This window comes from Stenotrophomonas sp. YJH_SMC_120, from assembly GCF_059368675.1.
The window spans coordinates 36,628-62,138 of record NZ_JCAFRY010000016.1 but is presented as its reverse complement, the minus strand read 5'-3'; the positions used below and the strand labels follow the sequence as shown (position 1 = coordinate 62,138).

The 25,511-nt window shown below is 66.5% G+C and carries 22 protein-coding genes; 12 read left to right on the top strand and 10 right to left on the bottom strand.

All coding sequences use genetic code 11. The features are described from left to right. The first annotated feature begins 167 nt into the window (after positions 1–167). The 4 genes from AC5P60_RS16645 (at position 168) to AC5P60_RS16630 (ending at position 7,741) form a co-directional block, all read left to right on the top strand. Positions 168–3,263, top strand: a complete 3,096-nt coding sequence (locus AC5P60_RS16645; RefSeq protein ID WP_012480906.1) for a TonB-dependent receptor — start codon at positions 168–170, stop codon at positions 3,261–3,263. A 187-nt stretch (positions 3,264–3,450) separates the two neighbouring features. Further along, positions 3,451–5,460: a M13 family metallopeptidase gene (locus AC5P60_RS16640; protein WP_049430122.1), complete on the top strand. Its 2,010-nt coding sequence runs from the start codon at positions 3,451–3,453 to the stop codon at positions 5,458–5,460. A gap of 126 nt (positions 5,461–5,586) precedes the next feature. Next, positions 5,587–6,081 carry a VOC family protein gene (locus tag AC5P60_RS16635; protein WP_088435891.1) on the top strand — a complete coding sequence of 165 codons (495 nt, stop codon included), beginning with the start codon at positions 5,587–5,589 and terminating at the stop codon, positions 6,079–6,081. A gap of 76 nt (positions 6,082–6,157) precedes the next feature. Continuing rightward, on the top strand, positions 6,158–7,741 hold the full coding sequence (locus AC5P60_RS16630) for a phytoene desaturase family protein (RefSeq protein WP_483693294.1): 1,584 nt from the start codon (positions 6,158–6,160) through the stop codon (positions 7,739–7,741). A 50-nt stretch (positions 7,742–7,791) separates the two neighbouring features. Here AC5P60_RS16630 and AC5P60_RS16625 read toward each other — a convergent pair whose 3' ends face one another. From AC5P60_RS16625 to AC5P60_RS16595, 7 genes are all read right to left on the bottom strand, one after another. Continuing rightward, positions 7,792–8,466 (bottom strand): rhomboid family intramembrane serine protease, encoded by a 675-nt coding sequence (locus tag AC5P60_RS16625; RefSeq protein WP_483693293.1) that lies wholly within the window; start codon positions 8,464–8,466, stop codon positions 7,792–7,794. Between the two features lie 93 nt (positions 8,467–8,559). Next, positions 8,560–8,988, bottom strand: a complete 429-nt coding sequence (locus AC5P60_RS16620) for an MGMT family protein (RefSeq protein ID WP_395760173.1) — start codon at positions 8,986–8,988, stop codon at positions 8,560–8,562. Further along, positions 8,895–9,815, bottom strand: coding sequence for a DMT family transporter (locus tag AC5P60_RS16615; protein ID WP_483693292.1), 921 nt, complete (start codon positions 9,813–9,815; stop codon positions 8,895–8,897). Before AC5P60_RS16615 ends, AC5P60_RS16620 begins: the two co-directional genes overlap by 94 nt. Before the next feature lie 159 nt (positions 9,816–9,974). After that, positions 9,975–11,333 (bottom strand): glutathione-disulfide reductase, encoded by a 1,359-nt coding sequence (gene gorA, locus AC5P60_RS16610; RefSeq protein ID WP_483693291.1) that lies wholly within the window; start codon positions 11,331–11,333, stop codon positions 9,975–9,977. Further along, the gene (locus tag AC5P60_RS16605) at positions 11,330–12,580 is read right to left on the bottom strand and encodes an NAD(P)/FAD-dependent oxidoreductase (protein WP_483693290.1); all 1,251 of its coding nucleotides are present in this window, start codon (positions 12,578–12,580) and stop codon (positions 11,330–11,332) included. Before AC5P60_RS16605 ends, gorA begins: the two co-directional genes overlap by 4 nt. Before the next feature lie 3 nt (positions 12,581–12,583). Further along, positions 12,584–13,828: a DUF418 domain-containing protein gene (locus AC5P60_RS16600; protein WP_024956344.1), complete on the bottom strand. Its 1,245-nt coding sequence runs from the start codon at positions 13,826–13,828 to the stop codon at positions 12,584–12,586. A gap of 99 nt (positions 13,829–13,927) precedes the next feature. Further along, a complete protein-coding gene (locus AC5P60_RS16595; RefSeq protein WP_012480915.1) occupies positions 13,928–14,410 on the bottom strand; it encodes an FKBP-type peptidyl-prolyl cis-trans isomerase in 483 nt (160 codons plus the stop codon). 73 nt (positions 14,411–14,483) lie between these two features. On the opposite strand from AC5P60_RS16595, the gene AC5P60_RS16590 reads away from it, so the two are divergent. Both AC5P60_RS16590 and AC5P60_RS16585 read left to right on the top strand, forming a co-directional pair. Continuing rightward, the gene (locus AC5P60_RS16590; RefSeq protein WP_483693288.1) at positions 14,484–15,062 is read left to right on the top strand and encodes a C40 family peptidase; all 579 of its coding nucleotides are present in this window, start codon (positions 14,484–14,486) and stop codon (positions 15,060–15,062) included. Between the two features lie 131 nt (positions 15,063–15,193). Then, positions 15,194–15,967 carry a C40 family peptidase gene (locus AC5P60_RS16585; protein WP_483693287.1) on the top strand — a complete coding sequence of 258 codons (774 nt, stop codon included), beginning with the start codon at positions 15,194–15,196 and terminating at the stop codon, positions 15,965–15,967. 229 nt (positions 15,968–16,196) lie between these two features. Here AC5P60_RS16585 and AC5P60_RS16580 read toward each other — a convergent pair whose 3' ends face one another. Beyond that, entirely contained in the window at positions 16,197–17,531 is a 1,335-nt protein-coding gene (locus AC5P60_RS16580; RefSeq protein WP_184014160.1) for a dicarboxylate/amino acid:cation symporter, read from the bottom strand. 153 nt (positions 17,532–17,684) lie between these two features. Here AC5P60_RS16580 and AC5P60_RS16575 point away from each other — a divergent pair, with 153 nt between their 5' ends. From AC5P60_RS16575 to AC5P60_RS16555, 5 genes are all read left to right on the top strand, one after another. Next, positions 17,685–19,391 (top strand): alkaline phosphatase, encoded by a 1,707-nt coding sequence (locus tag AC5P60_RS16575; protein ID WP_329753702.1) that lies wholly within the window; start codon positions 17,685–17,687, stop codon positions 19,389–19,391. After that, on the top strand, positions 19,388–19,933 hold the full coding sequence (locus tag AC5P60_RS16570; RefSeq protein WP_049433610.1) for a WG repeat-containing protein: 546 nt from the start codon (positions 19,388–19,390) through the stop codon (positions 19,931–19,933). The genes AC5P60_RS16575 and AC5P60_RS16570 overlap by 4 nt, the downstream gene beginning before the upstream one ends. Positions 19,934–20,471: 538 nt before the next feature. Then, positions 20,472–21,758 carry a tRNA lysidine(34) synthetase TilS gene (gene tilS, locus AC5P60_RS16565; RefSeq protein ID WP_169448288.1) on the top strand — a complete coding sequence of 429 codons (1,287 nt, stop codon included), beginning with the start codon at positions 20,472–20,474 and terminating at the stop codon, positions 21,756–21,758. Positions 21,759–21,794: 36 nt separating this feature from the next. Continuing rightward, on the top strand, positions 21,795–22,055 hold the full coding sequence (locus AC5P60_RS16560; RefSeq protein ID WP_005410522.1) for an exodeoxyribonuclease VII small subunit: 261 nt from the start codon (positions 21,795–21,797) through the stop codon (positions 22,053–22,055). Then, positions 22,045–22,923 (top strand): polyprenyl synthetase family protein, encoded by an 879-nt coding sequence (locus tag AC5P60_RS16555; protein WP_005410523.1) that lies wholly within the window; start codon positions 22,045–22,047, stop codon positions 22,921–22,923. Before AC5P60_RS16560 ends, AC5P60_RS16555 begins: the two co-directional genes overlap by 11 nt. Before the next feature lie 81 nt (positions 22,924–23,004). Here AC5P60_RS16555 and AC5P60_RS16550 read toward each other — a convergent pair whose 3' ends face one another. Both AC5P60_RS16550 and pmbA read right to left on the bottom strand, forming a co-directional pair. Then, complete coding sequence (locus tag AC5P60_RS16550; protein ID WP_005410524.1) at positions 23,005–23,379, bottom strand: DUF4870 domain-containing protein; 375 nt, start codon at positions 23,377–23,379, stop codon at positions 23,005–23,007. Between the two features lie 87 nt (positions 23,380–23,466). After that, positions 23,467–24,834: a metalloprotease PmbA gene (gene pmbA / locus AC5P60_RS16545; protein ID WP_049451966.1), complete on the bottom strand. Its 1,368-nt coding sequence runs from the start codon at positions 24,832–24,834 to the stop codon at positions 23,467–23,469. A 68-nt stretch (positions 24,835–24,902) separates the two neighbouring features. On the opposite strand from pmbA, the gene yjgA reads away from it, so the two are divergent. Further along, the gene (gene yjgA / locus AC5P60_RS16540) at positions 24,903–25,490 is read left to right on the top strand and encodes a ribosome biogenesis factor YjgA (protein ID WP_005414121.1); all 588 of its coding nucleotides are present in this window, start codon (positions 24,903–24,905) and stop codon (positions 25,488–25,490) included. Positions 25,491–25,511: the final 21 nt, after the last annotated feature.

Genomic DNA, 25,511 nt, shown 5'->3' with positions numbered 1-25,511 from the left:
GCCTTTTTTGTGATCGACGTCAAGCCCTTGTGCCACAAGGGCTTAGCGCAGATCTGTGAAAAAAACATTACGAATCGGTTGCGCCCATGTGAGTTCATCTGTTATTCATTGATTCAGGGGTCTGTTCAACCCCTGTTAATTTTCAATATTCACTTTCGGGGAACTCGATGAGCAAGCATTCCAAGCAGCTGCGTCGCGCGGGTCTGACTGTGGCGCTGGGCCTGTGCCTGGCGGGCGCCGCACACGCCCAATCCGTGACCGGCAACATCTATGGTTCTGGCGAGCCTGGCAGCACCGTGACCGTCCAGAATCTGGGCACCGGCTTGAGCCGCACCGTGACCGTGGACAAGAACGGCCGCTACCGTGCAGCTGACCTGCCCAACGGCAACTACAAGGTCACCCTGCAGAAGAACGGCGAGGTCGTGGCGACCCGCGACTCCGTGCAGGTGATCATTGCCAGCGGTACCGACGTCTCCTTCGGCGCGGGCGGCAATGTGCAGAATCTGGACCGCGTGGAAGTAACCGCTGCAGCTGTTCCGCGCGTGGACGTTACCCAGATCGACACCCGCACCGTGTTCACCGCCGAGCAGATCAACAAGATCGCCGTCGGCCGTGACATTGCCAGCATCGCCCTGTTGGCACCGAGCGTGGTGTCCAACTCCGCCTATACCGCCAATGGCAATACGGTACCGAGCTTCGGTGGTGCAGCCTCCTCCGAGAATGCCTATTACATCAACGGCTATCCGGTCACCAATCCGCTGACCTCCATCGGCTTCACCACGCTGCCCTTCGATGCCCTGGCCCAGCAGCAGACGCTCACGGGCGGCTATGGTGCCGAGTTTGGTCGCGCCACCGGTGGTGTGGTGAACGTGGTCACCAAGCGCGGCTCCAACGAGTTCCATGCCGGTGCGTACACCTACTGGAGCCCGGAATCGCTTCGTTCGGACCCCAAGGACCTGTACTTCCCGAATACGGGCTTCTACGGCGATGACAACGCCGACCCGACCAAGCGCACCGACGGCAAGCTGTACCAGACCCGCAAGAAGTCCCAGAGCTGGACCCAGAGCAGCGGCATCTATGCCAGCGGCCCGATCGTGCAGGACAAGCTGTTCTTCTACGCAAACGTCGAACTGACCAAGCGACAGGGTGAAGGCGTGGCCTCCACATCGCAGGCAGCGGCGACCACCACCAATGCATGGCAGGAGTACGAGTACGAGTACCCCCGCTGGGCTGCGAAGATCGACTGGAACATCACCGACAACCATCTCCTTGAGCTGACCGGTGTATCCGACGTCACCAAGTACTACAGCGATGGCTACACCTACGACTACGCCACCGGAACCCCGGGCAACGTCCAGAACGCAGGCACCTACAACGAAGACAAGGCACGTCTGTACGTCGGCAAGTACACCGGCTACCTGACTGACGACCTGACCATCTCGGCCCTGTACGGTACGCAGAAGGTCGATCACAGCCAGTCGCCCTGGGGCTACAACCCGGCGTGCCCGCGCACCTCGTCTTCGGCCACCACGCGCGCACCAGGCATTCCGGCTGCCAACTACGCAGGTTGCTGGACTGCGGCTACCGTCAACGTCCCGGGCGCCTATGACGAAACCAAGGGCTTCCGCTTCGACGTCAACTATCGTCTGGGCAACCACGACCTTCGCGCGGGTCTGGACAACATGGAAGCGGAGTCGTTCACCGGTAGCGAATACGGTGGCGGTTTCGTCTGGGTCTACTCGCGCACCAACAACCCGAACGCCGCCATTGACGCCTCCCATGGCGTAGGCTCCCCGGCCGCAGCCGGCGGCCTGGGCAACCAGGGCTACTACGTGCGCCAGCAGTACTACACCCAGATTGCTCAGGTGAAGACCAAGCAGAGCGCGCAGTACATCGAAGATCGCTGGCAGGTTACCGACAACCTGTTGCTGCAGCTGGGCCTGCGCAACGAGACCTTCAAGAACTACACCAGCGCCGGTGAGGTGTACGTCAAGCAGGACAACCAGTGGGCTCCGCGCCTGGGCGCTGTCTGGGACGTCCATGGTGATTCGACCCTGAAGCTGTTTGCCAATGCCGGCCGTTACCACCTGGCACTGCCGAACAACGTCGCCGTGCGCGCCGCTTCCGGCTCTCTGTACACCATGGAGTACTTCACCTACACCGGCGTCGCCGCCGATGGTACGCCGACCGGCCTGGTGAACGTGCCCGTGGACCAGAGCAAGGGCTACACCTGCCCCGGCAAGCCGAATGCAATCTCGTCCAACCTCGAATGCGGTGACGCTCCGGATCCGCGCACCGTGGCAGCCGTGAACCTGAAGTCCCACTATCAGGACGAGTACATCATCGGCATGGAGCAGGTGCTCAACAGCAACCTGACCTGGGGTGCGAAGTTCACCTACCGTGACCTGAAGAGCGCAATCGACGATACCTGCACACCGGCGCTGGGCGGTGGCTGCTTCATCTTCAATCCGGGTGAATCCAACACCTTCTGGCAGGAGCAGGCAGACGGCAGCTTCGAGCAGGTGACCTATTCAGCAGCAGAGCTGAACCTGCCCAAGCTGAAGCGTCGCTACTACGCACTGGACCTGTTCCTGGAAGGCTCGATCGGCGAGAAGTTCAACGGCAAGATCAACTACACCTTCTCGCGCAACTACGGCAACACTGAAGGTCAGCTGGCTTCCGACCTCGACACCGGTACCGGTGGCCAGACCGACGTGTCGGCCACGCAGGACTGGGACCTGCCGCAGCTGATGGTCGGTGCAAACGGCCGACTGCCGAACCACCGTGCACACCAGATCAAGGCATTCGGCGCGTACCAGATCAGCGAAGAATGGCGCGTGGGTGGTTCGTTGCTGATCGATTCGGGTCGTCCGCGTTCCTGCACCAGCTTCTACCCGACTGCAGACCAGGGCCTGTACAACGGCGCCTACTATCACTTCTGCGGCCTGGCAGGCAGCGGTACCGCTCCGGGCTCGGCAGGCTACATCCCGCCGTCCAGCGACTACGCTTTCTCGGCACGTGGCAGCAAGGGTGACACGCCGTGGAACTACACCCTGAACCTGTCGCTGGCTTACACCCCGCTGTGGGCTGACAAGAAGCTGACCCTCCAGGCCGACGTACTCAACGTGCTGAATCGCCAGGAGCCGACGTTCTACTACAGCAATTACGCAACCGATCGCGTGACGCCGGATCAGCGCTACAACCAGCCTCTGGGCTACACCGCACCGCGTCAGGTTCGCCTGTCGGCTCGTTACGACTTCTAAGCAAGTCGAGCGAATGTTCCACTCTTGGGTGTGGGGTCGTCTGCACGGCCCCCAGCCATCTCTCCTCCCCCTGCTTCGGCAGGGGGATTTTTTTATCCGGAAGGTTGCATTCCCGGTCCCTCATCCCGGGCAGCTTCCCGGCTTGCTATAGTGCGCGCGCCCTCAATCCATCACGGATTCGTTCCACATGCCCAATTTCCGTCCGCTTGCCATCGCCTTGGGCATCAGCCTGGCGACCCTGGTCCCGACCCATGATGCGTTCGCCGCCGCCAAGAAGAAGGCCGCGCGCGCCCCGGCCGTCAGCGCCCAGTGCAGCGACTTCTATGACGCCACCAACGCAGGCTGGCTGAAGGCCAACCCGGTGCCACAGACCGGTGCCACCACCGCGCTGGGCCAGCTGGTCGACCGCAGCCGTCAGCAGCAGCGTGAACTGCTCGACGCAGCCATGAAGGCGCCGCAGGGCAACGTGCAGAAACTGCTGGGCGACTTCTGGGCCAGCGGCCTGGACGAAGCCGCCGTGGAAGCCGACGGATCCAATCCGATCGCCCCGCTGCTGACCCGCATCAACGCGATCAAGAAGGCCAAGGACGTGCCGGCCTCGATCGCCGCGCTGCACCAGGTCGGCATCCCGGTGGCCTTCAACTTCGGCCCGGACGTGGACCTGAAGGCGCTGGACCGCCACATCGGTTACTTCATGCAGGGCGGCATGGGCCTGCCGGACCCGGCGTTCTATACCCGCACCGACGCCGACACCGTTGCGCTGATGGGCCGCTACCGCAATTACGTCAAGCAGATCCTGGCACTGACCGGCACTCCGGCCGCCAAGCTGGATGCCGAGTCGCAATCGGTGATCGCACTGGAAACCGAACTGGCGCGCAACGCGCAGTCGCTGGCCGGCATCAACAACCCGTTCAACAACTACGCGCCGATCTCCACCAAGGAGCTCAACAGCCGCTACCGCAACCTGCAGCTGGATGCCTTCCTGAAGGCCCAGGGCGTGGACGACGACCTGGTCTCGCTGGCCGACCCGGGCCTGTTCAAGCAGCTCGATGGCATGGTCACCAAGCTCAAGCCGGACCAGTGGAAGGCCTACCTGCGCTGGCGCGTGGGCGACTCGATGGCGCCCTACCTGTCCAAGGCCTACCGCGACGCCGAATTCGAATTCCGCGGCCGCGTGCTGCGTGGCGAAACCCTGCCGCCGCAGCGCTGGGAAGACGTGCTGGAGGCGATCAACGTGGCCGCCGGCCCGATGCTCGGTCGCGAATACGCCGCCCGTTACCTGTCGGCCGAAGACCGTCGCCAGGCCGCATGGATCGTCGACAAGGTGCGCGAAGTGCAGATCGAAGCGGTCAAGAACAGCAGCTGGATGAGTGCCGAAGCCAAGACCGAAGCGCAGGCCAAGCTGGCCGCGCTGAAGATCGAGATCGGCACCCCGTTGCGCGACCTCGACTACAGCGTGCAGCCGATGGGCCGCGGCTCGTTCGGCGGCAACATGCTGATCGCGTCGACCTGGCGCCATCGCGAGGAAATGAAGCGCATCGGCAAGGGCAACGCCGACCGCCGCTGGGACGTGCTGCCGCAGCAGCCGTCGCTGGCCTATGACCTGGCGCAGAACCGCCTGATCGTCACCGCTGCGATCCTGCAGGGGCCGGTGTTCAACGCCAAGGCCGACGCTGCCGACAAGTTCGGCAGCTTCGGTGGCCTGGTCGGCCACGAGCTGACCCGCGCGATCGATGCCAAGGGCGCGCTGGTCGACGCCAAGGGCGAACTGCGCAGCTGGTGGACCCCGGCCGACAAGACCGCCTGGACCCTGCTCGGCAATCGCGTGGCCGCGCAGTACAGCGCGTACGACTTCCCGGGCGTGAAGGGTGCCAAGGTCAACGGCACGCTCACCCAGGAAGAGAACCTGGCCGACATCGCCGGCCTGGAACTGGCCTGGGCCGCGTACACCGCGCAGGAGCCGAAGGCCAAGCAGGCACAGCAACAGGGCTTCTTCCGCGCGTGGTCGGCGTTGTGGGCGCAGCAGCTGTCGCCGAACGAGGCCGTGCGTCGCCTGACCGCCGACATCCGTGCACCGGGCCTGTGGCGCAGCAACGGCACGCTGGCCAACCTGCCGGCGTTCGGTGCCACCTTCAGCTGCAAGGCCGGCCAGCCGATGCAGCGCAGCGAAGCCGAGCAGATCAAGGTCTGGCGCTGAGCTAACTGCTGCAACTGGCAATGCAGAGGGCGCCTTCGGGCGCCCTTCTTTTTGCGGGTGCAGCACGATCCCGGCTTAACACCGGGCGTGCTATCGCTGCGGCTTCGTCCATCGCGGAGCCCCGACATGGCACACAAGAACACCATCTGTGTCTGGTACGACAACGGCGCGCTCGAGGCCGCCACCTTCTATGCCAGCCTCCTGCCCGACAGCGCGGTCACCGCCGTGCATCACGCGCCGGGCGACTACCCGGATGGCAAGGAAGGCAACGTGCTGACCGTCGAATTCACCGTCTGCGGCATTCCCTGCGTCGGCCTCAACGGCGGCAGCGCGTTCAAGCACAGCGAAGCGTTCTCCTTCCAGATCCAGACCGAGGACCAGGCCGAGACCGACCGCCTGTGGAATGCGATCGTCGGCAACGGCGGCCAGGAGAGCCAATGCGGCTGGTGCAAGGATCGCTGGGGCATCTCCTGGCAGATCAGCCCGCGCATGCTCATCGAAGCAGTGACCAGCAAGGACAAGGCACTGGCCAAGCGCGCCTTCAACGCGATGATGCCGATGAAGAAGATCGACATCGCCACCATCGAGGCGGCAATAAAAAAAGGGGACGGAGGGGATTAAGTCGTTTCTGCCCACCGCTGCCGACCCTGTGCGAATTGCGACTTAATCCCCTCCGTCCCCTTTTTTTGAGGTGCTGATGTCCTGGGATGCAATCATCATCGGGGGTGGCCACAACGGCCTGGTCTGTGCGGCCTATCTGGCGAAGGCCGGAAAGAAGGTGCTGGTCCTTGAACGGCGCGGCGTGCTCGGCGGAGCGGCGGTCACCGAGGAGTTCCATCCCGGCTTCCGCAACTCGGTGGCGTCGTACACGGTGTCGCTGTTGCAACCGAAGGTGATCGAAGACCTGCAACTGCATGCCCATGGGCTGCGCATTGTCACGCGCCCGGCCAACAACTTCCTGCCATTGCCCGACGACCGCTACCTGTTGTCGGCACCTGGCCGCACCCAGGCCGAAGTCGCTGGATTCTCCGCTCGGGATGCACAGCGCCTGCCAGCGTACGAAGCACGCCTGGAGATCTTCGCCGATGTACTGCGCGCGTGGGCTCTCCGCGCGCCACCGGACATCGGCGTCGCCGGCGGCTGGCGCGGCCTGCCCGCACTTTGGCAGATGGGGAAGCTCGGCCGCGAACTGGCGGCGCTGGATGCACCGCTGCGGCAGGAGCTGCTGGACCTGTTCACGCTGTCGGCGGCGGAATACCTGGACCGCTGGTTCGAGAGCGAGCCGATCAAGGCGCTGTTCGGCTTCGATGGCATCGTCGGCAACTATGCCAGTCCATACACACCGGGCAGCGCCTACGTGTTGCTGCATCACGTGTTCGGCCAGTGCAATGGCGTGAAGGGTGCATGGGGCCATGCGATGGGTGGCATGGGCGCGATCAGCCAGGCCATCGCCAGCGCGGCGCGCGAGGCCGGGGCCGAGCTGCGCGTGGATGCCGGCGTGCGACGGGTACTGACCGAACAGGGCCGCACCGTGGGGGTGGAACTGGCCAACGGCGAAACCGTGCGTGCACGCGCGGTGGTCGCCAACGTCAATCCGAAGCTGCTGTACGAACAGCTGCTGGAGCCGGCGCAGGTACCGGCTGCCACACGCGAACGCATGACGAACTGGCGCTGCGGTTCCGGCACCTTCCGGATGAACGTGGCGCTGTCGCGGCTGCCGGAGTTCCGCGCCCTGCCCGGTCCGGGCGATCACCTCAGTGCCGGCATCATCATGGCCCCCAGCCTGGACTACATGGATCGCGCCTGGCTGGATGCGCGCCGCGACGGTTGGTCGCGCGAACCGATCGTGGAAATGCTGATACCCAGTACGCTGGACGATTCACTGGCACCGCCCGGACAGCATGTGGCCAGCCTGTTCTGCCAGCACGTGGCGCCGGTACTTCCTGATGGGCGTCACTGGGATGACCACCGCGAGACGGTAGCCGACCTGATGATCGCTACCGTTGAACGCTATGCGCCCGGCTTCGCTGACAGCGTGCTCGGTCGTCAGGTGCTGTCCCCGCTCGATCTGGAACGCACCTTCGGTCTGGTCGGCGGCGACATCTTCCACGGCGCACTGAGCGCCAACCAGTTGTTCTCGGCGCGGCCGATGGTCGGCCAGGCCGGCTATCGCGGCGCCCTTCCCGGCCTGTATCTGTGTGGGTCGGGTACCCATCCCGGCGGTGGTGTTACCGGTGCACCGGGGCACAATGCGGCGCAGGTGGTGCTGCGGGACCTGTAGTGGTGTGCCGACCAACGGTCGGCACCTACGGCGTCAAATGATCCTTCGGATCATTTGACGCTGCGCAGATGGTTCGGGCGCTTCGGTGGGCCGGGCGGGCGGCGCTTGTTGAACGGCGGCTGCCCGCGCCAGTAACGGATCAGCAACCAGCCGAACAGCATGCCGCCCAGGTGCGCGAAATGGGCCACGCCCGGCTGCCAGCCGGTCATGCCCAGCACCAGCTCACCCACGCCGAACAGGATCACGAAGGTACGCGCCTTCATCGGGATCGGCGGGAACAGCAGCATCACCCGCTGGTTGGGGAACAGCATGCCGTAGGCCAGCAGCAGGCCAAACACGCCACCGGAGGCGCCCAGCACCGTCGCCGGGTTTTCCAGCAGCGTGCCCACCAGCAGCTGGCAGACGCCTGCACCAGCCACGCACACCAGGTAATACAGCAGGAAGCGCTTCTCGCCCCAGGTCTGCTCCAGCGGCGCGCCGAACATGAAGACCGCCAGCATGTTGAAGAACAGGTGGCCGAAGCTGGCATGCAGGAAGCCATAGGTCAGCAGCTGCCACGGCTGGAAGTTGCCGCCCGGCGAGAACGCATCGAAGCCCTGCTGCAGCGGTTGCAGCATGAACGGCTCGAAGGTCTGCATGCCGAGCAGGAACGGCTGCTGCAGCAGGAACAGGATCGCATTGGCGATCAGCAGGGCCTTGGTGACGGTTGGCAGTCGCGGGAACATGGGAGTACCGGCATGGAACGGCCTCCATCATAGCCGCAGCACCGTGTCTTGTTGGCGGCCCTCAGGTCCGGCCTGTTCAGTCGCCAGCGGTGCTCAGACCGGGCCCCACACAGCGGCATCCAGTGCCGCTGCCGGATCAGCCGCCGGCATCCGCACCCGGCCGTTCTCCACCACCACGCCCTCCGCGCGCAACCGCTGTGACTGCTCGCGCCATCCGGCCGACCCTTCTTCCATGGCGATGCGCCCATCCGAGCGCAGCACGCGGTGCCAGGGCAGGTCCGGGTCGTCGTTCTGGCCCAGGATGCGCGCGGTCAGCCGCGCACGCCCGGGCAGGCCCGCGCGCATCGCTACCTGCCCATAACCCATCACCTGCCCTACGGGGATCGCGCGGATCACCGCCAGGATGCGCGCACGCGCCTGCTCCGGTGTCAGCGCCGCAGGCGGGTCACCAGCAGTACGCCGATCAGTACCAGCACGGTGCCGGCGATCTGCGCCGGCCCCATCGGTTCGTCGAGCAGCCATAGGCTCATCACGATGGTGGAAACAGGGCCCAGCATACCGACCTGCGCGGCCAGCGACGAACCCACGCGCTGCACCGCCAGCATGATCGCCAGCACCGGCAGCACCGTGCACACGGTGGCATTGACCAGCGACAGCCATTGCACTGGCGCCGGTGCCTGCCACAGCAACGGCAGCGGATGGGTCACCGCGAAATGCAGCAGCACCAGCACGCTGGCCACGCAGCTGGCATAGGCGGTCAACCGCACCGCGCCGATGCGTGCGACCACCTGCCCACTGCCGAACAGGTACAGCGCGTAGCTGAGCGCACTGCCCAGTACCAGCAGGCTGCCGACGATGATCTGCCCGCCCTCGCGCTGCAGATCGTGGCCGAAGGCGAGCAGCACGCCCAGATAGCTCAGCACCAGCGCGCCGATCTGCCACCGACCGGGCCGCTGGCGCGCCAGCAGCACGTTGATCAGCAGCACCAGGGTCGGGTTCAAGTAAAGAATCAGGCGCTCAAGGGTCACGCTGATGTACTGCAGGCCCTGGAAGTCGAGCAGACTGGACAGGTAGTAGCCGGTGAAGCCCAGCCACAACACGCGGGCACGGTCGGCCCAGGACAGCGGCTCGGCCCGGCGCGCGGACCACAGTGCCATCAGTACGAACAGCGGTAGCGCCATCAGCATGCGCAGGGCGAGCAGCGTGGTGGCATCCACGCCGTGACGCAGGCCGAGCTTGACGATGACGGCCTTGCCGGAGGCGGCGATGGCGCCGATCGTGGCCAGGCCGATGCCTCCCAGCGCGATGCGTGGGGAAGCGGTGGCGATACGGGAAGCGGGGCTGGACATCAGGACGACGGCGGGCCGCACGGGGCGGCCAGGGAAGGCGTAAGGGCGTCCATTGTCGCATGGGTGCGCCTGGTGACCTGGAGAGCCGAGCCTGCGCTCGGCTGCCCCTGTCTGCACAGAACGCAGCCGAGCATAGGATCGGCTCTAAAACCGTCCAGCTCAGCGCATCAGCACCACTTCCTCGGCCGAGGTCGGGTGGATCGCCACGGTGTCGTCGAACTGGGCCTTGGTCGCGCCCATCTTCACCGCCACCGCAAAGCCCTGCAGGATCTCGTCGGCCGCTTCGCCCAGCAGGTGGATGCCCACCACCCGTTCTTCCGGACCGGCACAGACCATCTTGAACAGGCTGCGCTGGGTGCCGTTGGCCAGCGCCTGCAGCATCGGACGGAAACGGCTGTGGTAGACGGTCACCTGATCGAACCGCGCGCGCGCCTCTTCTTCGCTCATGCCCACCGCGCCCAGCGGTGGATGCGAGAACACCACGCTGGCCACGTTCTCGTAATCCATCTTCGACTGCGGGCGGCCACCGAACAGGCGGTCCATCAGCCGCCGCGAAGCGGCCACCGCCACCGGGGTCAGGCCGACCTTGCCAGCGATGTCGCCCACCGCGTGCACGCTCGGCACACACGTGGTCTGCCATTCGTCCACCTGCACCTGCTGGTGTTCGCCGATACCGATGCCGAGCGCTTCCAGGCCCAGATCGCGGCTGTTGCCACGGCGGCCGGTGGCAAAGAACACCGCGTCGAACACGCTGTCGAGCGGGCCATCATGGCCGAATGCACGTACGCGTTCGCCATCGCGCTGCAGCTCGCGCAGGCGATAGCCGAAATGGATGCGCACGCCCTGCTGCTTCAGGTTCTCGGCCAGCTGATCGGTCAGCTCGTAATCGAAGCGATCCAGCAGCCGCTGGCCACGCACCAGCAGGCTCACCTTGCCGCCCAGTGCCTGCAGCAGGCCGGCCAGCTCCACCGCGATGTAACCGCCACCGATGATCGCCACCTCGGCCGGTGCCGCGCGCAGATCGAAGAAATCATCGGAGACCAGGCCCAGTTCGGCACCGGGGATGTCAGGCCGCAGCGGGTGCGCGCCGGTGGCGATCAGGATGTGTTCAGCGCTGTAACGCACGCCATCGCTGCAGGCCACGGTATGCGCATCGAGCAGATGACCGCGCGCCGGAATGCGCACCACGCCGGTTTCGTCCAGGCGCTTGTGGTAGCTGGTGTGGATGTTGCTGATGTAGGCCTGGCGATGGATCACCAGCTCCTGCCACGACAATGCCGGGCGTGCCTTGACATCGAAACCCATCGCACTGGCCAGGCCGATGCGCTCGTGCAGGTCGGCCGCCAGCCACATGGCCTTCTTCGGCACGCAGCCGACGTTGACGCAGGTCCCGCCCAGTTCACCAGGCTCCAGCAGCGCCACGCGCTTGCCGTGCTGCGCGGCGCGGATCGCGCCAGCCAGGCCGGCGGAACCACCGCCAAGGACGATCAGGTCGTAATCATAGGGTGCAGTGCTCATCGGAATCGCTCGGGTCGGTAAGGGGCAGGATCGATCGCCGGCGTGCGGCCGCAGACGAGATCGGCGATCAGCTGGCCGGTGCCGGCGCTCATGCTGATGCCGAGCATGCCATGCCCCGCTGCAAGCCAGACGTGAGGATGCGCGGGCGCGCGGCCGATCAACGGCACGTCGTCCACGCTCATGGGGCGCCACCCGCACCACTGCTCCTGCAGCTGCACACCACGTGGCGCGCGCAGGTAGTGGTCGGCGGCCTGCTGCAAGGCCTGCAGGCGGGTCGTGCGCAGCTGCGGATCGGCACCGGCGAATTCCATGGTACCGCCCAGCCGCAGCGCTTCGCGCCAGGCGATCACGAACACGGAATGGTCCTTCAGCACGACTGGACGCTGCGGCACCTGCGCCGGTCGTGACCAGGTCAGCGAGTAGCCCTTGCCGGGTTGGATCGGCACGCGCAGACCCAGTTGCCGCGCCCAGCTCGGTGACCACGGCCCGGTCGCCAGCACCAGCTCTCGCGCCAGCAGCATGCGTTCACCGACACGCACGCGCACACCCTGCGCATCGGCGCTGAAATCCTCCACGTCCGACTGCTCTTCGATCACCACGCCCTGTGCGCGCAGCACGCGCGCCAGTTCGGCGGTGTAGCGGTCCGGACGCAGCTGGGCATCGCCGGGGAAGTGGATCGCACCGGCAAGGCGATCATGAAACGCCGGATTGTCGCGCGCGTAGTCGGTGCCATTGATGCGCGCCGAGGCAATGCCCTGTGCGTTCAGCGCCTCACACTCGGCAGCGTGGTGATCGAAATTGCGGGCGTCACCGAACACATAGTCCAGACCGCGCGCCTCGAACTCGCAGTCCAGCGCATGCGTCTGCACCCACTGCGCCAGGCGCAGCCGTGAATCATTCAACAATGCGCCGCGTGCCCGCGTGGCGTGCAGCCAGTCGCGTGCGTTGCAGCGCGCCCCGAACTGCAGCAGCCAGCGCCACAATGCTGGGTCCAGGCGTGTACGCACGTACAGCGGCGCACGCGGATCGAGCATCCAGCGCAGCGCGCGCAACGGCACGCCGGGCGCTGCCAGCGGTGGCGCGTGGCTGGGGGTGATGGTGCCGCAGTTGCCATGCGAAGTCGCGCCGCCGACACGCCCACGGTCGATCACGCGTACCTGCCGGCCCTGTGCACGCAGCGCGAGTGCGACAGCCAGTCCAATGGCACCGGCGCCGACCACGATCACATCCTCGCGCGCGCCCTGCATCGATCAGCCCTGGCCGGCCTCGCGCCGCATCGGCGGCCACTGCCGATAGGTCATCGCGCGCCACAGCCATTCCATCGGCCCAAAGCGGAAGCGGCGCAGCCATACGTGCGAGATGCCCACCTGCACGGTGAACAGCAGCAGCGCGAACATCAACTGCACGCTGCGTGGCATCGTTTCGAACGCGCCCAGGCCGTAGTGGTAGAACAGCCAGGTGCACAGCAGCGACTGGCCGAGGTAATGGGTCAACGCCATGCGCCCGACCGGCGCCAGCCAGCCCAGCCGCGCGCGGCAGTGTACGATCCAGGCCAGGTAACCCAGGCACATCGGCAGGCCGCCGATCGTCACCAACGCCATCGCCGCCGTAACCGGCAGATCGTAAGCGCCCGGCGCCAGATACGGCTTCCAGGCAACACCCAGCAGCGTGACCAGCAGGCCGAAGGGCAGCGCCCCCCAACGCAACACCGCATACAGCCGCGGGAAGCGATCCGGCGTGGCCAGCGCGCCGCTGCCGGCAAACCAGCTGCCGATCAGGAACATGCCCAGCACTTCCGGGCCGGTGATCAGCATCGCCCCCATCGACGTGCCGAACTCGCTCAGCCGCTGCGCATTGGCCTGCATCCAGCTGCCCTGCCCGTACACCAGGCGCTGCAGATCGATGCTCTGCTGCGCGTCGGTGAGCATCTTCCGCACGTCCTCCGCCGAAGCCATCGACACCATCGCGCCGACCAGCAGCATCATCGCCACACCGCCGAGATAGACCGTTACACCCATCCACGGCAGCCAGCTGCGCGGCGCCTCGCGGCATGCCAGCAACGGCAACGAGACCAACGCGTACATCACCAGGATGTCGCCGGACCAGACCAGCAGCGCGTGGCACAGGCCGATCAGCAGCAGGCCAGCGCTGCGGCGCAGGTAGAACGGGGTGAAGTCACGCCCGGCCGCCTCGGCGCGCTGCGCCATCACCGCGAAGCCGGCGCCGAACAGCAACGAGAACAGGGTGAAGAACTTCCCCTGCACGAATACGTAGACAAAGGCATCGGCCCAGTAGTCGATACCCTGCCAATGCACGTCGATGCCGGTGAAGGCCAGGTCCAGCGGTCCGCTGAAGGCCTCGATGTTCATCAGCAGGATGCCCAGCAGCGCAGCACCGCGCAGCACGTCCAGCACGGCGATGCGTTCGCCGGAAGCCACCGGCTGCAGGGAAGGAGAAGCGGCGTTCACGGGGCGTCCGTCGGGCAGGTCCGCCATTATGCCGCCGGCCCGCGTGCCATGGATGGCCGCGCCGTGTTCCAGAAACGCAATGGCCCGCCGAAGCGGGCCGTTGCTGCCATCATGATCGCGCTGCGATCAGTGGTGGTGACCGCCGTCGCCGTGGACGTGGCCGTGGTCGATCTCTTCCTTGCCGGCTTCGCGCACATCGACGATTTCCACGTCGAAGTGCAGGTCCTTGCCAGCCATCGGATGGTTCAGGTCGACGTCGACGACGCTCATGCCGACCTTCTGCACGGTCACCGCACGCGGGCCGAAGTTGGTCTGCAGCACGACCTGCTGGCCCGGAGCCAGCTTGGTGTTGCCGAAATGCTTCTTCGGCACGCGCTGGGACAGGCCCTCGCGGCGCTCGCCGTAGGCATCGGCTGCGTTGACGTCAACGCTGAAGGTCGCGCCGGCTTCCTTGTCCATCATGGCGTTTTCCAGGCCCGGGATGATGTTGCCGTGGCCGATCAGGATCGCCAGCGGCTCGCCGCGGTCCTTGGACGATTCGATCGGCTCCTGGCCGACTTCGGAAACGGTGTAGTGGAAGCGGACAACGCGGTCTTTTTCGATCTTCATGCGCAACTCTGTCTGGATCTGCCGGAGGCAGGCGGGTTGGGGCGGGTTGTCGCCCGGCGGGGACGCCGCCATCATGACGGCCAATCCCAAGGTGGCGCATTATCCGGAGAACATGCACATCACGCCAGTTTCGTCCGGCCTGCGCCGGCTCCTCGTCCCGGCCCTGCTGCTGGCCCTGCCCGTGCTGATGACCGCCTGCGGCGGCGGCAAGGCCACCCGCCCCGCTCCGCCCCCGCCGACCGCGAACTGGCCGAAGACCGTGCCGGACAACCCCGAGGCGGCCAACTCGGTACTGATGCGTGCCATCAGCCTGGTCGGCACCCCCTACCGCTATGGCGGCAACACCCCGGATTCCGGCTTCGACTGCAGCGGCCTGGTGGCCTATGTCTATCGCGAGATGCTGGACCTGAAACTGCCGCGCACCTCGCGCGACCTGGCGGCGGTACAGGGTCCGAAGATCGATCCGCAGCGCCTGGCCACCGGCGACCTGGTGTTCTTCGGCAGCCGCGGCAGCGTCACCCATGTCGGTATCTATGTCGGTGAAGGGCGTTTCGTGCATGCGCCGAGCACCGGCGGCACCGTGCGCCTCGACTCGCTCAGCGGTCCCTACTGGAAGGACCACTACACAGGGGCGAAACGCGTCCTTCGCTAAAATGAACAGGCGATATGTTCAAAACTGTGACGAACATCACCATTCAACTAACGAATTACTAACGGAATTTTTAACTTATCCGCGCTTTTACAGGGCATGATGCCCCATCGTTTTTTTCCTGTGACCGACGCGTGACGACTGACGACCTGAAAAGCGAAGGCCAGACTTCCGTATCTTCACGTAGTGCCCGCCCGCTGTTGCTTGGCCTGGCACTGTGTCTGACCAGCCTTCCGGCCTGGTCGCAGACTGCTCCGAACCGTTCCGATGTGAGCCCGGCCCCGGTGGCCGAGAGCACCGCCCGACCGGCCGCCAAGGCCGAGGCTGCCGCTACGCAACGCAGCCGCGTCGACGCCGCCGCCAGTGCTACCCTGGCGGCCCTGCTGCCTCACCTGGCCGCCAACGACACCATTCCGCTGATGGACCGCTCGGCCGTGGTGGCCGGTGACCTCAGCCGCCTCCTCGCCAACTACGACACCAGCAGCGCTGCCAATGGCAGCGTTGTCGGCACCGCGGCCGACAATGGCAAGGTGCAGTCGCTGCTGCGTCGCGCGATGACCCTGCTGGGCACCCCATACCGTTGGGGCGGCAGCAACCCGGACAGCGGCTTCGACTGCAGTGGTCTGGTCGGCTACGTGTTCCGCTCGGCCCTGGGCATTGAGCTGCCGCGCGTCTCGCGCGAAATGGCACATGACGACAACGCCGAACTGATCAACGACCGCACCGCGCTGGCCGCCGGTGACCTGGTGTTCTTCGGCCGCAAGGGCCGCGTCGATCACGTCGGCATCTATGTGGGTGATGGCCGCTTCCTGCACGCACCGAGCTCGGGCAAGGACGTGCGCGTGGACACCCTGCTCAGCGGCTACTGGGGCAACAAGTTCATGCAGGCCCGCCGGGTCGATCTCTGATCTGGCCGGTTGGCGCTACCACGCCGCCTGACACGAGAAGGCCGCTGCCCTGCAGCGGCTTTTTTGTTAGGCCCGCGCAATGGTGGGTAGCTGCCGATCTTGGTCGGCACCGCCTCCATCCACGCATGGCGTGGATCTACCAGGCCCGGCTTGACCGCCACCGCGCCAGCCAGCTCCCAAACAAAAAGCCCGCCGTTCAGGGCGGGCCTATCGTCGTCTCCACACACCCTCAGCCGCGTGGCGGCGTCGGATCGGGGTCGTCCACACCCACATTGCTGGACGGATTGTCATACACCGCCTGGTCGAGCAGCCCGGTTTCCTTGGCCACGATCACCGGCACCAGCATCTGGCCGGTCACGTTCGTCATCGTGCGCATCATGTCGAGGATGCGGTCGATGGCATACAGGTAGCCGATCGTCTCCAACGGCAGGTTGGCCGCGCTCAGCACCACCGTAGCCATGATCACCGCGGTACCCGGAACACCGGCCGTACCGAAGCTGCCCAGCACCGAAGCAATCAGCACCACCACGTACTGTTCAGGGGTCAGCGGCACACCGCTGTACTGCGCGATGAACACCGCGCACAGCGCCGGGTAGATGGCACCGCAGCCGTCCATCTTGATGCTGGCGCCCAGCGGCACCGCAAACGAACCGTAATCCTTGTTCACGCCCAGGTTGTGGGTGATCGAACGCAGTGCCACCGGCATCGCCGCAAAGCTGGAAGAGCTGACGAACGCAACCTGCATGCCCGGCGCCGCACCACGGAAGAACTTCAGCGGGTTCAATCCGTGCGCCAGCAGCAGTGCGCTGTACACCACCACGATGTGCAGGGCGCAGGCCACGTACAGGGCCAGCACGAAATGCCCCAGCGGCAGCAGCTTCTCGAACCCGTAGCTGCCGACCAGGCCGGCGATCAGGCCAAAGGTGCCGATCGGGGTGACTTCCAGCACGAAGCGGGTCACCTGGATCATGATGTCGCTCATCTGGCCGACCAGCTTGCGCGCCTCGGTCACCTTCTCGCCGAGCTTGACGATGGCGAAGCCGACCAGGCCGGCGAAGAAGATGACCGGCAGAATCGAGCCACGGCCGGCGGCCAGCACGGTTTCGCCGGCCGCGTTGACCTTGGTGCCGATACCGGACAACGCATAGAAGACATTGGCCGGTACCACGTCCAGCAGCACCTGCACCACGCTGGGCACTTCGCGCGGCACGTAATTGCTGGCCATCGTCAGCTGCAGGCCACCGGCGCCGGGCTGCAGCACGCTGCCCACGCCCAGGCCGACGCACACCGCCAACGCAGCGGTGATCACGAACCACAGGAAGGTGCGGCCACTGAGCGCGGCAACCGACTTCTGGCCGTGCAGCGAGGAGATCGCATTGATGACCGCGAAGAACACCAGCGGCACGGCGATCATCTTGATCAGGGTGACGTACAGCTCGCCAAGCGGGCCGAACCACGTTTCCGCGGCCGGGCCGAGCGCCCAGCCGGCCAGCGCGCCGAGCACGAAGCCACCGACCACGCGCTGCCAGAATGGAATCCGCAGCCAGGCAGAGACCAGCTTCATAGGCAATCCAGAGGGAAGGAAGGGATGCTGGCACGATAGCCCATCAACGGCTGGGGAACGACCGCCCGACCGGCAAATCAGTGTGTCATCGGCGTGCCTTGCGAGGGCGGGCATAATGAACGTCCCGTTACAGTTTGTGAGATCCCAGCGTCCATGCGCCGTTCCGTCTCCCTGTTGGCCGCCTGCGCCACCACCCTGCTGCTGGGCGCCTGCGCCAGCACCATCCCCGCCACTGCCCCGGCCGGCCTCAAGGTCGCCGTCGACCCCGTCGCCCACCCGGCCGGCGAGACCCCGCAGTGGTGGTACCGCAGTGGCGCCGCCCAGGCCGCCGCCAACGGTGCGATGTCCGGCAAGGCCAAGAACGTCATCCTGTTCCTCGGCGACGGCATGAGCCTGACCACCGTGGCCGCCTCGCGCATCTACGAGGGCCAGCGCAAAGGTGGCTCCGGTGAAGAGAACCTGCTGTCCTGGGAGCGCTTCCCGGCCACGGCATTCAGCAAGACCTACAACACCGATTCGCAGACGCCCGATTCGGCCGGCACCATGACCGCCATCACCACCGGCGTGAAGACCCACATGGGTGCGATCGGCGTCAGCGCCGGCAGCCGGACCGACTGTGCCGACAGCCTGTCCAAGGGCCTGCTGACCTGGCTGCAGCTGGCCGACAGCGCCGGTCTGGCTACCGGCGTGGTCTCCACCGCGCGCCTGACCCATGCCACCCCGGCCGCCACCTACGCGCACTCGCCCGAGCGCAACTGGGAAAACGACACCGACCTGACCGAAGCCGCCAAGGCGGCCGGCTGCAAGGACATCGCCCAGCAGCTGCTGTCGACCTCACGCTATGGTCGCGGCCCCCTGGTCGCCCTCGGTGGCGGCCGCGGTGAATTCACCACCGTGGAAGAGCGCGATCCGGAATACGACGACAAGGTCGGCCAGCGCCTGGATGGCCGCAGCCTGGTGCGGGAATGGCAGCAGGCGCACCCGCAGGGTGCCTACGTGTGGAACAGCAAGCAGCTGGCCGCCGCCGCCAACGCACCGGCCATCCTTGGCCTGTTCGAGCCGGACCACATGCGCTACGAGTACGAGCGCCCGCAGGATCCGGGCGGCGAGCCGAGCCTGGCCGAACTGACGGCCGCAGCGATCAAGAATCTGTCAAAGCACCAGGAAGGCTACGTGCTGATGATCGAAGGCGCGCGCATCGACCACGCCAACCACAGCGGCAATGCCTACCGTGCACTGACCGAGACCGTGGCCCTGTCCGACGCAGTGCGCGTGGCCAACGAACTGACCTCCGCCGACGACACCCTGATCATCGTCACCGCCGACCACTCGCACACGCTGAACTTCGTCGGCTACCCGGCGCGCGGCAACCCGATCCTGGGCAAGGTCAAGGACAAGGGCGGCGAAGATGGCGCCGGCAAGCTGGACTACGCGCTGGACGGCACCGGCCAGCCGTACACCACGCTGAGCTACGCCAACGGCCCGGGCCACACCGGCAGCAGCAACCAGCAGCCGGCCGGCCCGAAGCGTTACCCGCACAACCCGAGCAGCTTCGAACCGGCCAACGGCCGCCCGAACCTGCGCGAGGTCGACACCGAGCATCCGGACTACATGCAGGAAGCACTGGTGCCGATGAAGTCCGAATCGCACGGCGGCGAAGACGTCGGTATCTGGGCACGCGGCCCGGGCAGCAAGGCGATCCGCGGCACGCTGGAACAGAACGCGATCTACCACATGATCGTGCAGGCCACCCCAGCCCTGCGCGAGCGCCTGTGCCAGGCCGGCACCTGCGATGACAAGGGCGTGCCGGTGCAGCTCCCGGCACCGACCGCGTTCGAGCGCAAGGCCGAGGCCAAGTGATCGCACGGCAGGCCCGCCCTGACGCTGCCAGCGGCCGCTTCGCGCGGTCGCTGGCCCTGCTTGGCATGCTGGTCAGCGCCACTGCAGCGGCACAGGCACCGGCATGCAAGCTGCTGACCGACGAGCACGGGTTGTGGCCGCTGCCCAACTGCGAGGTGATCGATCACCGGCCGAAGATCAGCGCCGACACGCTGAAGGACCTGAATTACGACGACCACGGCCTGGCAGTGGTGTACGCCGACCAGGGTTTCCACTACGTCGACCGCAAGGGCCGCAGCCTGCCGGTGCTGACCTGGGACAACGGCCCGGAAACGCCGCAGGAAGGCCTGCTGCGCGCCCGCGTAGGCAACCGCGTGGGTTACTTCGACCTGACGTTCCGCCAGGTGGTGCCCGGCACCTTCGATTTCGCATGGCCGTTCCAGGACGGCGTGGCCGAGGTCTGCAATGGTTGCCGTCGTGGTACGCCGGATGCCGATGGCCACACGCCGATGGAAGGCGGAGAGTGGTTCCGCATCGACCGTTCGGGTCGTCGGGTGAAGTAAAGTTTCGGCAGGGCTGCGCCCTGCACCTGCAGACGCCAAAGCAAGATCAAAAGCGGCTCTGGTTTTCTGTGAGTTGGGTGGGGCGATGTGGGTGGGCAGGACACGCCGTAAACCCATCCCTGGGGGCTCGATGGCGCCATCCATGGCGCCAACGGTCCTGCCCACCCACACCGCCCCACCCCCGACAGATTTCCGATGACGGTTGGACCATCCACGCCCTGCGTGGATGAAATCTGTCAAATATCGAAATAAATCGGGGTCAGATCCGTTTTCCGCAGGAAAACGGATCTGACCCCATGAGCAACCCGACAGTTCGCAGGAAACTGTCGAAGGCGGGGTGGGTCCGGTTGCGGGAGTGTCCGCGGCATGGATGCCGCGGCCAAGCCCCCAAGGACGGGTTTACGGCGTCTCCCGCAACCGGACCCACCCGGCCAACCTTCAGGAAACCAGCTTCTGCCGTTGCTGTTGCTGTTGCTCTGGCTCGTAGCGGGTGCAGGGCGCAGCCCTGCCAAGTAAACCCCACCCTATACTTGCCACCGTGACTGCCTTCCCTGCCCTCGTTCCGCTGGATGCGCCGCTGCTGGTGGGCTACAGCGGTGGCGTCGACTCCACCGTGCTGCTGCACTGGCTGTGGCGCTGCGCGCAGACTTCCGGCACCGCCCTGCGCGCGGTGCACGTGCATCACGGCCTGCAACCCGATGCGGATGACTGGGTGCTGCACTGCCAGCAGCAATGCGACGCCTGGGGCATTGAGCTGGCCGTGCACCGCGTGCAGGTCGAGAACGGCACAGGCCTGGGCACCGAAGGTGCCGCGCGACAGGCACGACGTGCCGCGTTCGCGGCTGAGCTGCGCGACGGCGAAACGCTGGCACTGGCGCAGCACCAGGACGACCAGGCCGAGACCTTCCTGTTGCGCGCCCTGCGCGCTTCCGGCGTCGATGGCCTGGCGGGGATGTCCACGCACAGCCGCCTTGGCGAACATCCCTTGTGGCGCCCGCTGCTGGCGGTACCACGCAGTGCACTGCTCGACTACGCGCGCCAGCACGCGCTGCGCTGGATCGAAGACCCCAGCAACGCGGAAGACCACGCCGATCGCAACTTCCTGCGCCTGCAGGTGTTGCCGTTGCTGCGCCAGCGCTGGCCGCATGCGGCTGCAGCATTGGCGGGCAGCGCGACGCATTGCCGGCAGACCCGCGAACTGCTGGACGAGGAAGACGCTGAGCTGATCGCGCATCTGGAAGTGGCACCGCGCGTGCTGTCACTGGAACTGCTGCGCCAGATGTCGCCGCGCCGCGCGGCACGCGTGCTGCGCGCGTGGGTGCTGGGCCATGATGCGGCACCGTTGCCGGCCTCGGTGTTGCAGCAGGCGCTGGAAGAGCTGTTGCCGGCCGACACCGACCGCCAGGCGCGTGTGCGCTGGCAGCAGCACGTGATCCAGCAATGGCGCGACCACGCCTATCTGCTGCCGGCCCGGCTGCCCTCGCTGCCCCTCGACTGGCAGGCCGTGTGGGATGGCCGTGCACCGCTGCCATTGCCCGACGGCGGCCAGCTGAGCCTGCTGGGCGCCGGCGCTTTCGAACAGCCACTGCAGGTCCGTGCACGCGTGGGCGGCGAGCGCATCCTGCTGCCGGGTCGCCAGCATTCGCACGCGCTGAAGGACTGCCTGCAACGCGAGCACCTCGCCCCCTGGCGACGCGCGCAGCTGCCGCTGATCTTTGATGGCCCGCAGTTGCTGGCCGCCGCCGACCTGGTCATCGCCGCACCGCTGCAGGCCTGGTTGCAGGCGCATGACGCGCAGTTGCAGTGGCGCCCGGGCGGCTGGTGAATTGACCCCCGCGCGCGGCCCGTCCACACTTGCCGCATGGCCAAGAAGTCCCCCGAAAACGCCTCCCCCGTCGCCCAGTTCGAGCAGTCGCTCGAATCGCTGGAGCAGCTGGTGGAGCAGATGGAAACCGGCGAGCTGAGCCTGGAAGCTTCGCTCAGTGCTTACGAGCGTGGTGTCGGTCTGTACCGCCAGTGCCAGCAGGCGCTGGAGCAGGCCGAACTGCGCGTGCGCCTGCTCAGTGATCCGGCGCAGCCGGAAGCCTCCGAGCCCTTCGACCCGCCCAGCCATGACGGCTGAGGTTCTGTTCGCGCGCTGGCGCGACCGTATCGAAAGCCAGCTCGATGCCGCCCTGCCCTCGCCTGCCGAGGCGCCGCAGCGCCTGCATCAGGCCATGCGCTATTCGGTGCTTGGTGGCGGCAAGCGCATGCGGCCCCTGCTGGTCTACGCCAGTGGCCACCTGTTCGGTGCGCAGCCGGAAAGCCTGGATGCGGCGGCCATGTCCGTCGAGCTGATCCATGCCTATTCGCTGGTGCATGACGACCTTCCGGCGATGGATGACGACGCCCTGCGTCGCGGCAAGCCCACCACCCACATCGCCTTCGACGAAGCCACCGCGATCCTTGCTGGCGACGCCCTGCAGACCCGCGCCTTCGGCCTGCTGGCCGATGCGCCGCTGCCGGCTACCCTGCGCGTCGCCTGTCTGCAGACCCTGGCCCACGCCTCCGGCGCGTCCGGCATGTGTGGCGGCCAGGCGCTGGACATCGATGCCACCGGCCAGCAGCAGACGCTGGCGGCGCTGACCCGCATGCACGCGCTGAAGACCGGCGCGCTGATCCGCGCGGCAGTGCGCATGGGCGCGCTGTGCGGCCAGGCCCACGAACCGCAGCTGGCCCAGCTCGACAGTTTCGCCGATGCACTCGGCCTGGCCTTCCAGGTCCGCGATGACATCCTCGATGTCGAAGCCAGTTCCGAACAGCTGGGCAAGACTGCCGGCAAGGACCAGGCGCAGGACAAGAGCACCTTCCCCGCCCTGCTTGGCATGGACGGCGCAAAGGCCCAGCTGCACGAGCTCGCAGCGCGCATGCAGTCGATCCTGGCCGGGTATGGCGAGGAAGCCGACGCGCTGCGCGCGCTGGCGACGCTGGCGGTGGAACGCGATCACTGATCGCTGCACGCGGCCCGGCATTCCCCGCACACGAAAACGCCCGGCAGTGCCGGGCGTTTTCAGTTCCGCGTGCGGACGATCCTACTTGATCAGGCGCAGCGCGAACGGGTAGCGATAGGCTTCGCCGTTGTTGGCCTTGACCGCAGCGATGATGCTGAACACCAGGCTGATGATGCCGACGATCGGGGCCAGGAACACGCCGATGATCACGATGGTGAGGATCATGCTGATGACCATGGCGATGGTCACGGTGATCTGGAAGTTCAGGGCTTCCTTGGCCTGGTCGGTCACGAAGGCCTTGCCAGCATCGTCCTTGTTGATCAGCCAGATGATCAGCGCGCCGATGAAGCCGGTGAAGATGCCCAGCAGGTGCGCGGCCAGGGCCATGGTGCGCTGGTCGGCCGGAACGTCGGCGGTGGCCGGTGGCGGCGGCGGGACGTTATCGAATTCACTCACGACAAAACTCCTTTTCATTGGGTGGTCTTGACCAACCAGCACCCAGCTGATCGCGTCAGGCGGGCATAGCTTACGCCATCGACGGCATCAATCATTACCTGCGATGGTCATCCGCCCCAACAGGATCGAACCGGTCCGGATGTGCGAGCGGGGATCAACGTCGCTGCCGACCGCCTCGATGCTGCTGAACATCTCGCGCAGGTTGCCGGCGATGGTGATGCCGTCCACCGGGTACTGGATCTCGCCGTTCTCGACCCGGAAGCCACCCGCGCCACGCGAATAGTCGCCGGTCACGCCGTTCACGCCCTGCCCCATCAGCTCGGTCACCAGCAGGCCATCGCCCATCTGCCGCGCGATGTCCTGCAGCGGGCCGGCATTGGCCGCCAACTGCAGGTTGTGCACGCCACCGGCGTTGGCGGTGGTCTGAAGGCCCAGCTTGCGTGCCGAGTAGCTGCCCAGCACATAGCGCTGCAGCACGCCGTCGCGGACCAGAGCCGAGGCCCGGGTGGCCACGCCGTCGCCGTCGAAGGCGGCCGAGCGCAGGCCACGACGCAGGTGGGGCAGTTCCTCGATCTGCATCCAGTCCGGGAACAGCTGCTGGCCAACGCTGTCCAGCAGGAAGCTGGCCTGGCGATACAGAGCACCGCCGGACACCGCCGACAGCAGGTGCCCGACCAGGCTGCGCGCCACTTCCGGGGCGAACAGCACCGGCATGCTGCCGGTGGCCAGCGATCGTGGCTGCAGGCGGGCGACAGTACGCTCGGCGGCACGACGTCCGACCAGGCCGACGTCCTCCAGGTCCTCGCGAGCCAGCGCACTGGTGTACCAGCCGTCACGCTGCATGCCATCGCCCTGCCCGGCGATCAGCGCACAACCGACCGAATGGTGGGTGCCGCGCTCACGGCCGATGAAACCATGCGAATTGGCATAGACCGACAGGCTCTGCATGCTCGACACCGAGGCGCCGTCGGAATTGCGGATCTGCGCATCGGCCTCACGGCCTGCGGCTTCGCAAGCCAGGGCCAGGTCCACCGCCTCGTCGGCCTGCAGCGCCCACGGGTGCCAGCCGTCCAGGTCCGGGAAGTGGGTGGCCATCAGCGCCGCCTCGGCCAGGCCGGCGGCCGCGTCATCTTCGGTATGCCGGGCGATGGCGCAGGCCTGCTCGACCGTGGCCGCCAGGCTGGCCTCGTTCAGGTCGCCGGTGCTGGCGCTGCCCTTGCGTTGGCCGAAATACACAGTGACGGCGATGCCGCGGTCGCGGGTGGACTGCACGGTTTCGACCTCGCCGAGGCGGACATTCACCTCCAGCCCACGGTCTTCGCTGCAGCTGACTTCAGCCTGGCTGGCGCCCAGCGCGCGGGCGCGGTCGAGCAGCTGCTGGGAGAGGTCGGCCAGCCGTTCCAGCCGGGCCGGGCTGTCGTCGCCGACGGCGGCTTCAGGGGCGATCACGTTCAATGCTTTATCCTGTACGGGTTGGGCCCGGCATCACGCCGGGCGACTTTTTTTGAAATCAGGTATGGACGATGCGCGGACGCGACGAAGAAACCGGTGAATTCCACGACAAGAGCCGCAGCCAGAACCGGCGCGACGCGCTCGACGTCCTGGCCCTGGGCGAAAAACTGGTGTCGCTGACACCGGCCCAGCTGGCGCGCCTGCCGATCCCGGAAGACCTGCTGCCGCACATCGCCGAGTGCAAGCGCATCACCGCGCACATCGCCCACAAGCGCCAGCTGGCGTTCCTGGCCAAGCACATGCGCCGCGAAGAAGAAGCCACGCTGGATGCGATCCGCGATGCGCTGGATGCCAACAGCGAAACCGGCCGCCGCGAAGTGGCGATGATGCACCGCGTGGAAGACTGGCGCGAGCGCCTGCTGGCCGAAGGTGACAAGGCGCTGGCCGCCCTGCTGGACGATTACCCGCAGGCCGACCGCCAGCAGCTGCGCACGCTGGTGCGCAATGCGCAGGCCGAGAAGGCGAAGAACAAGCCGCCGCGTGCCTATCGCGAGATCTACCAGGTGCTGCGCGCACTGATGCTGCCGGCGGCGCTCGGCCTGAAGGCCAGCGCCGAAGACGCTGGCCACGTCGAAGCCGACGAGGCCGACGAGGACTGAGTCCGCGCTGGAGCGGGCGGT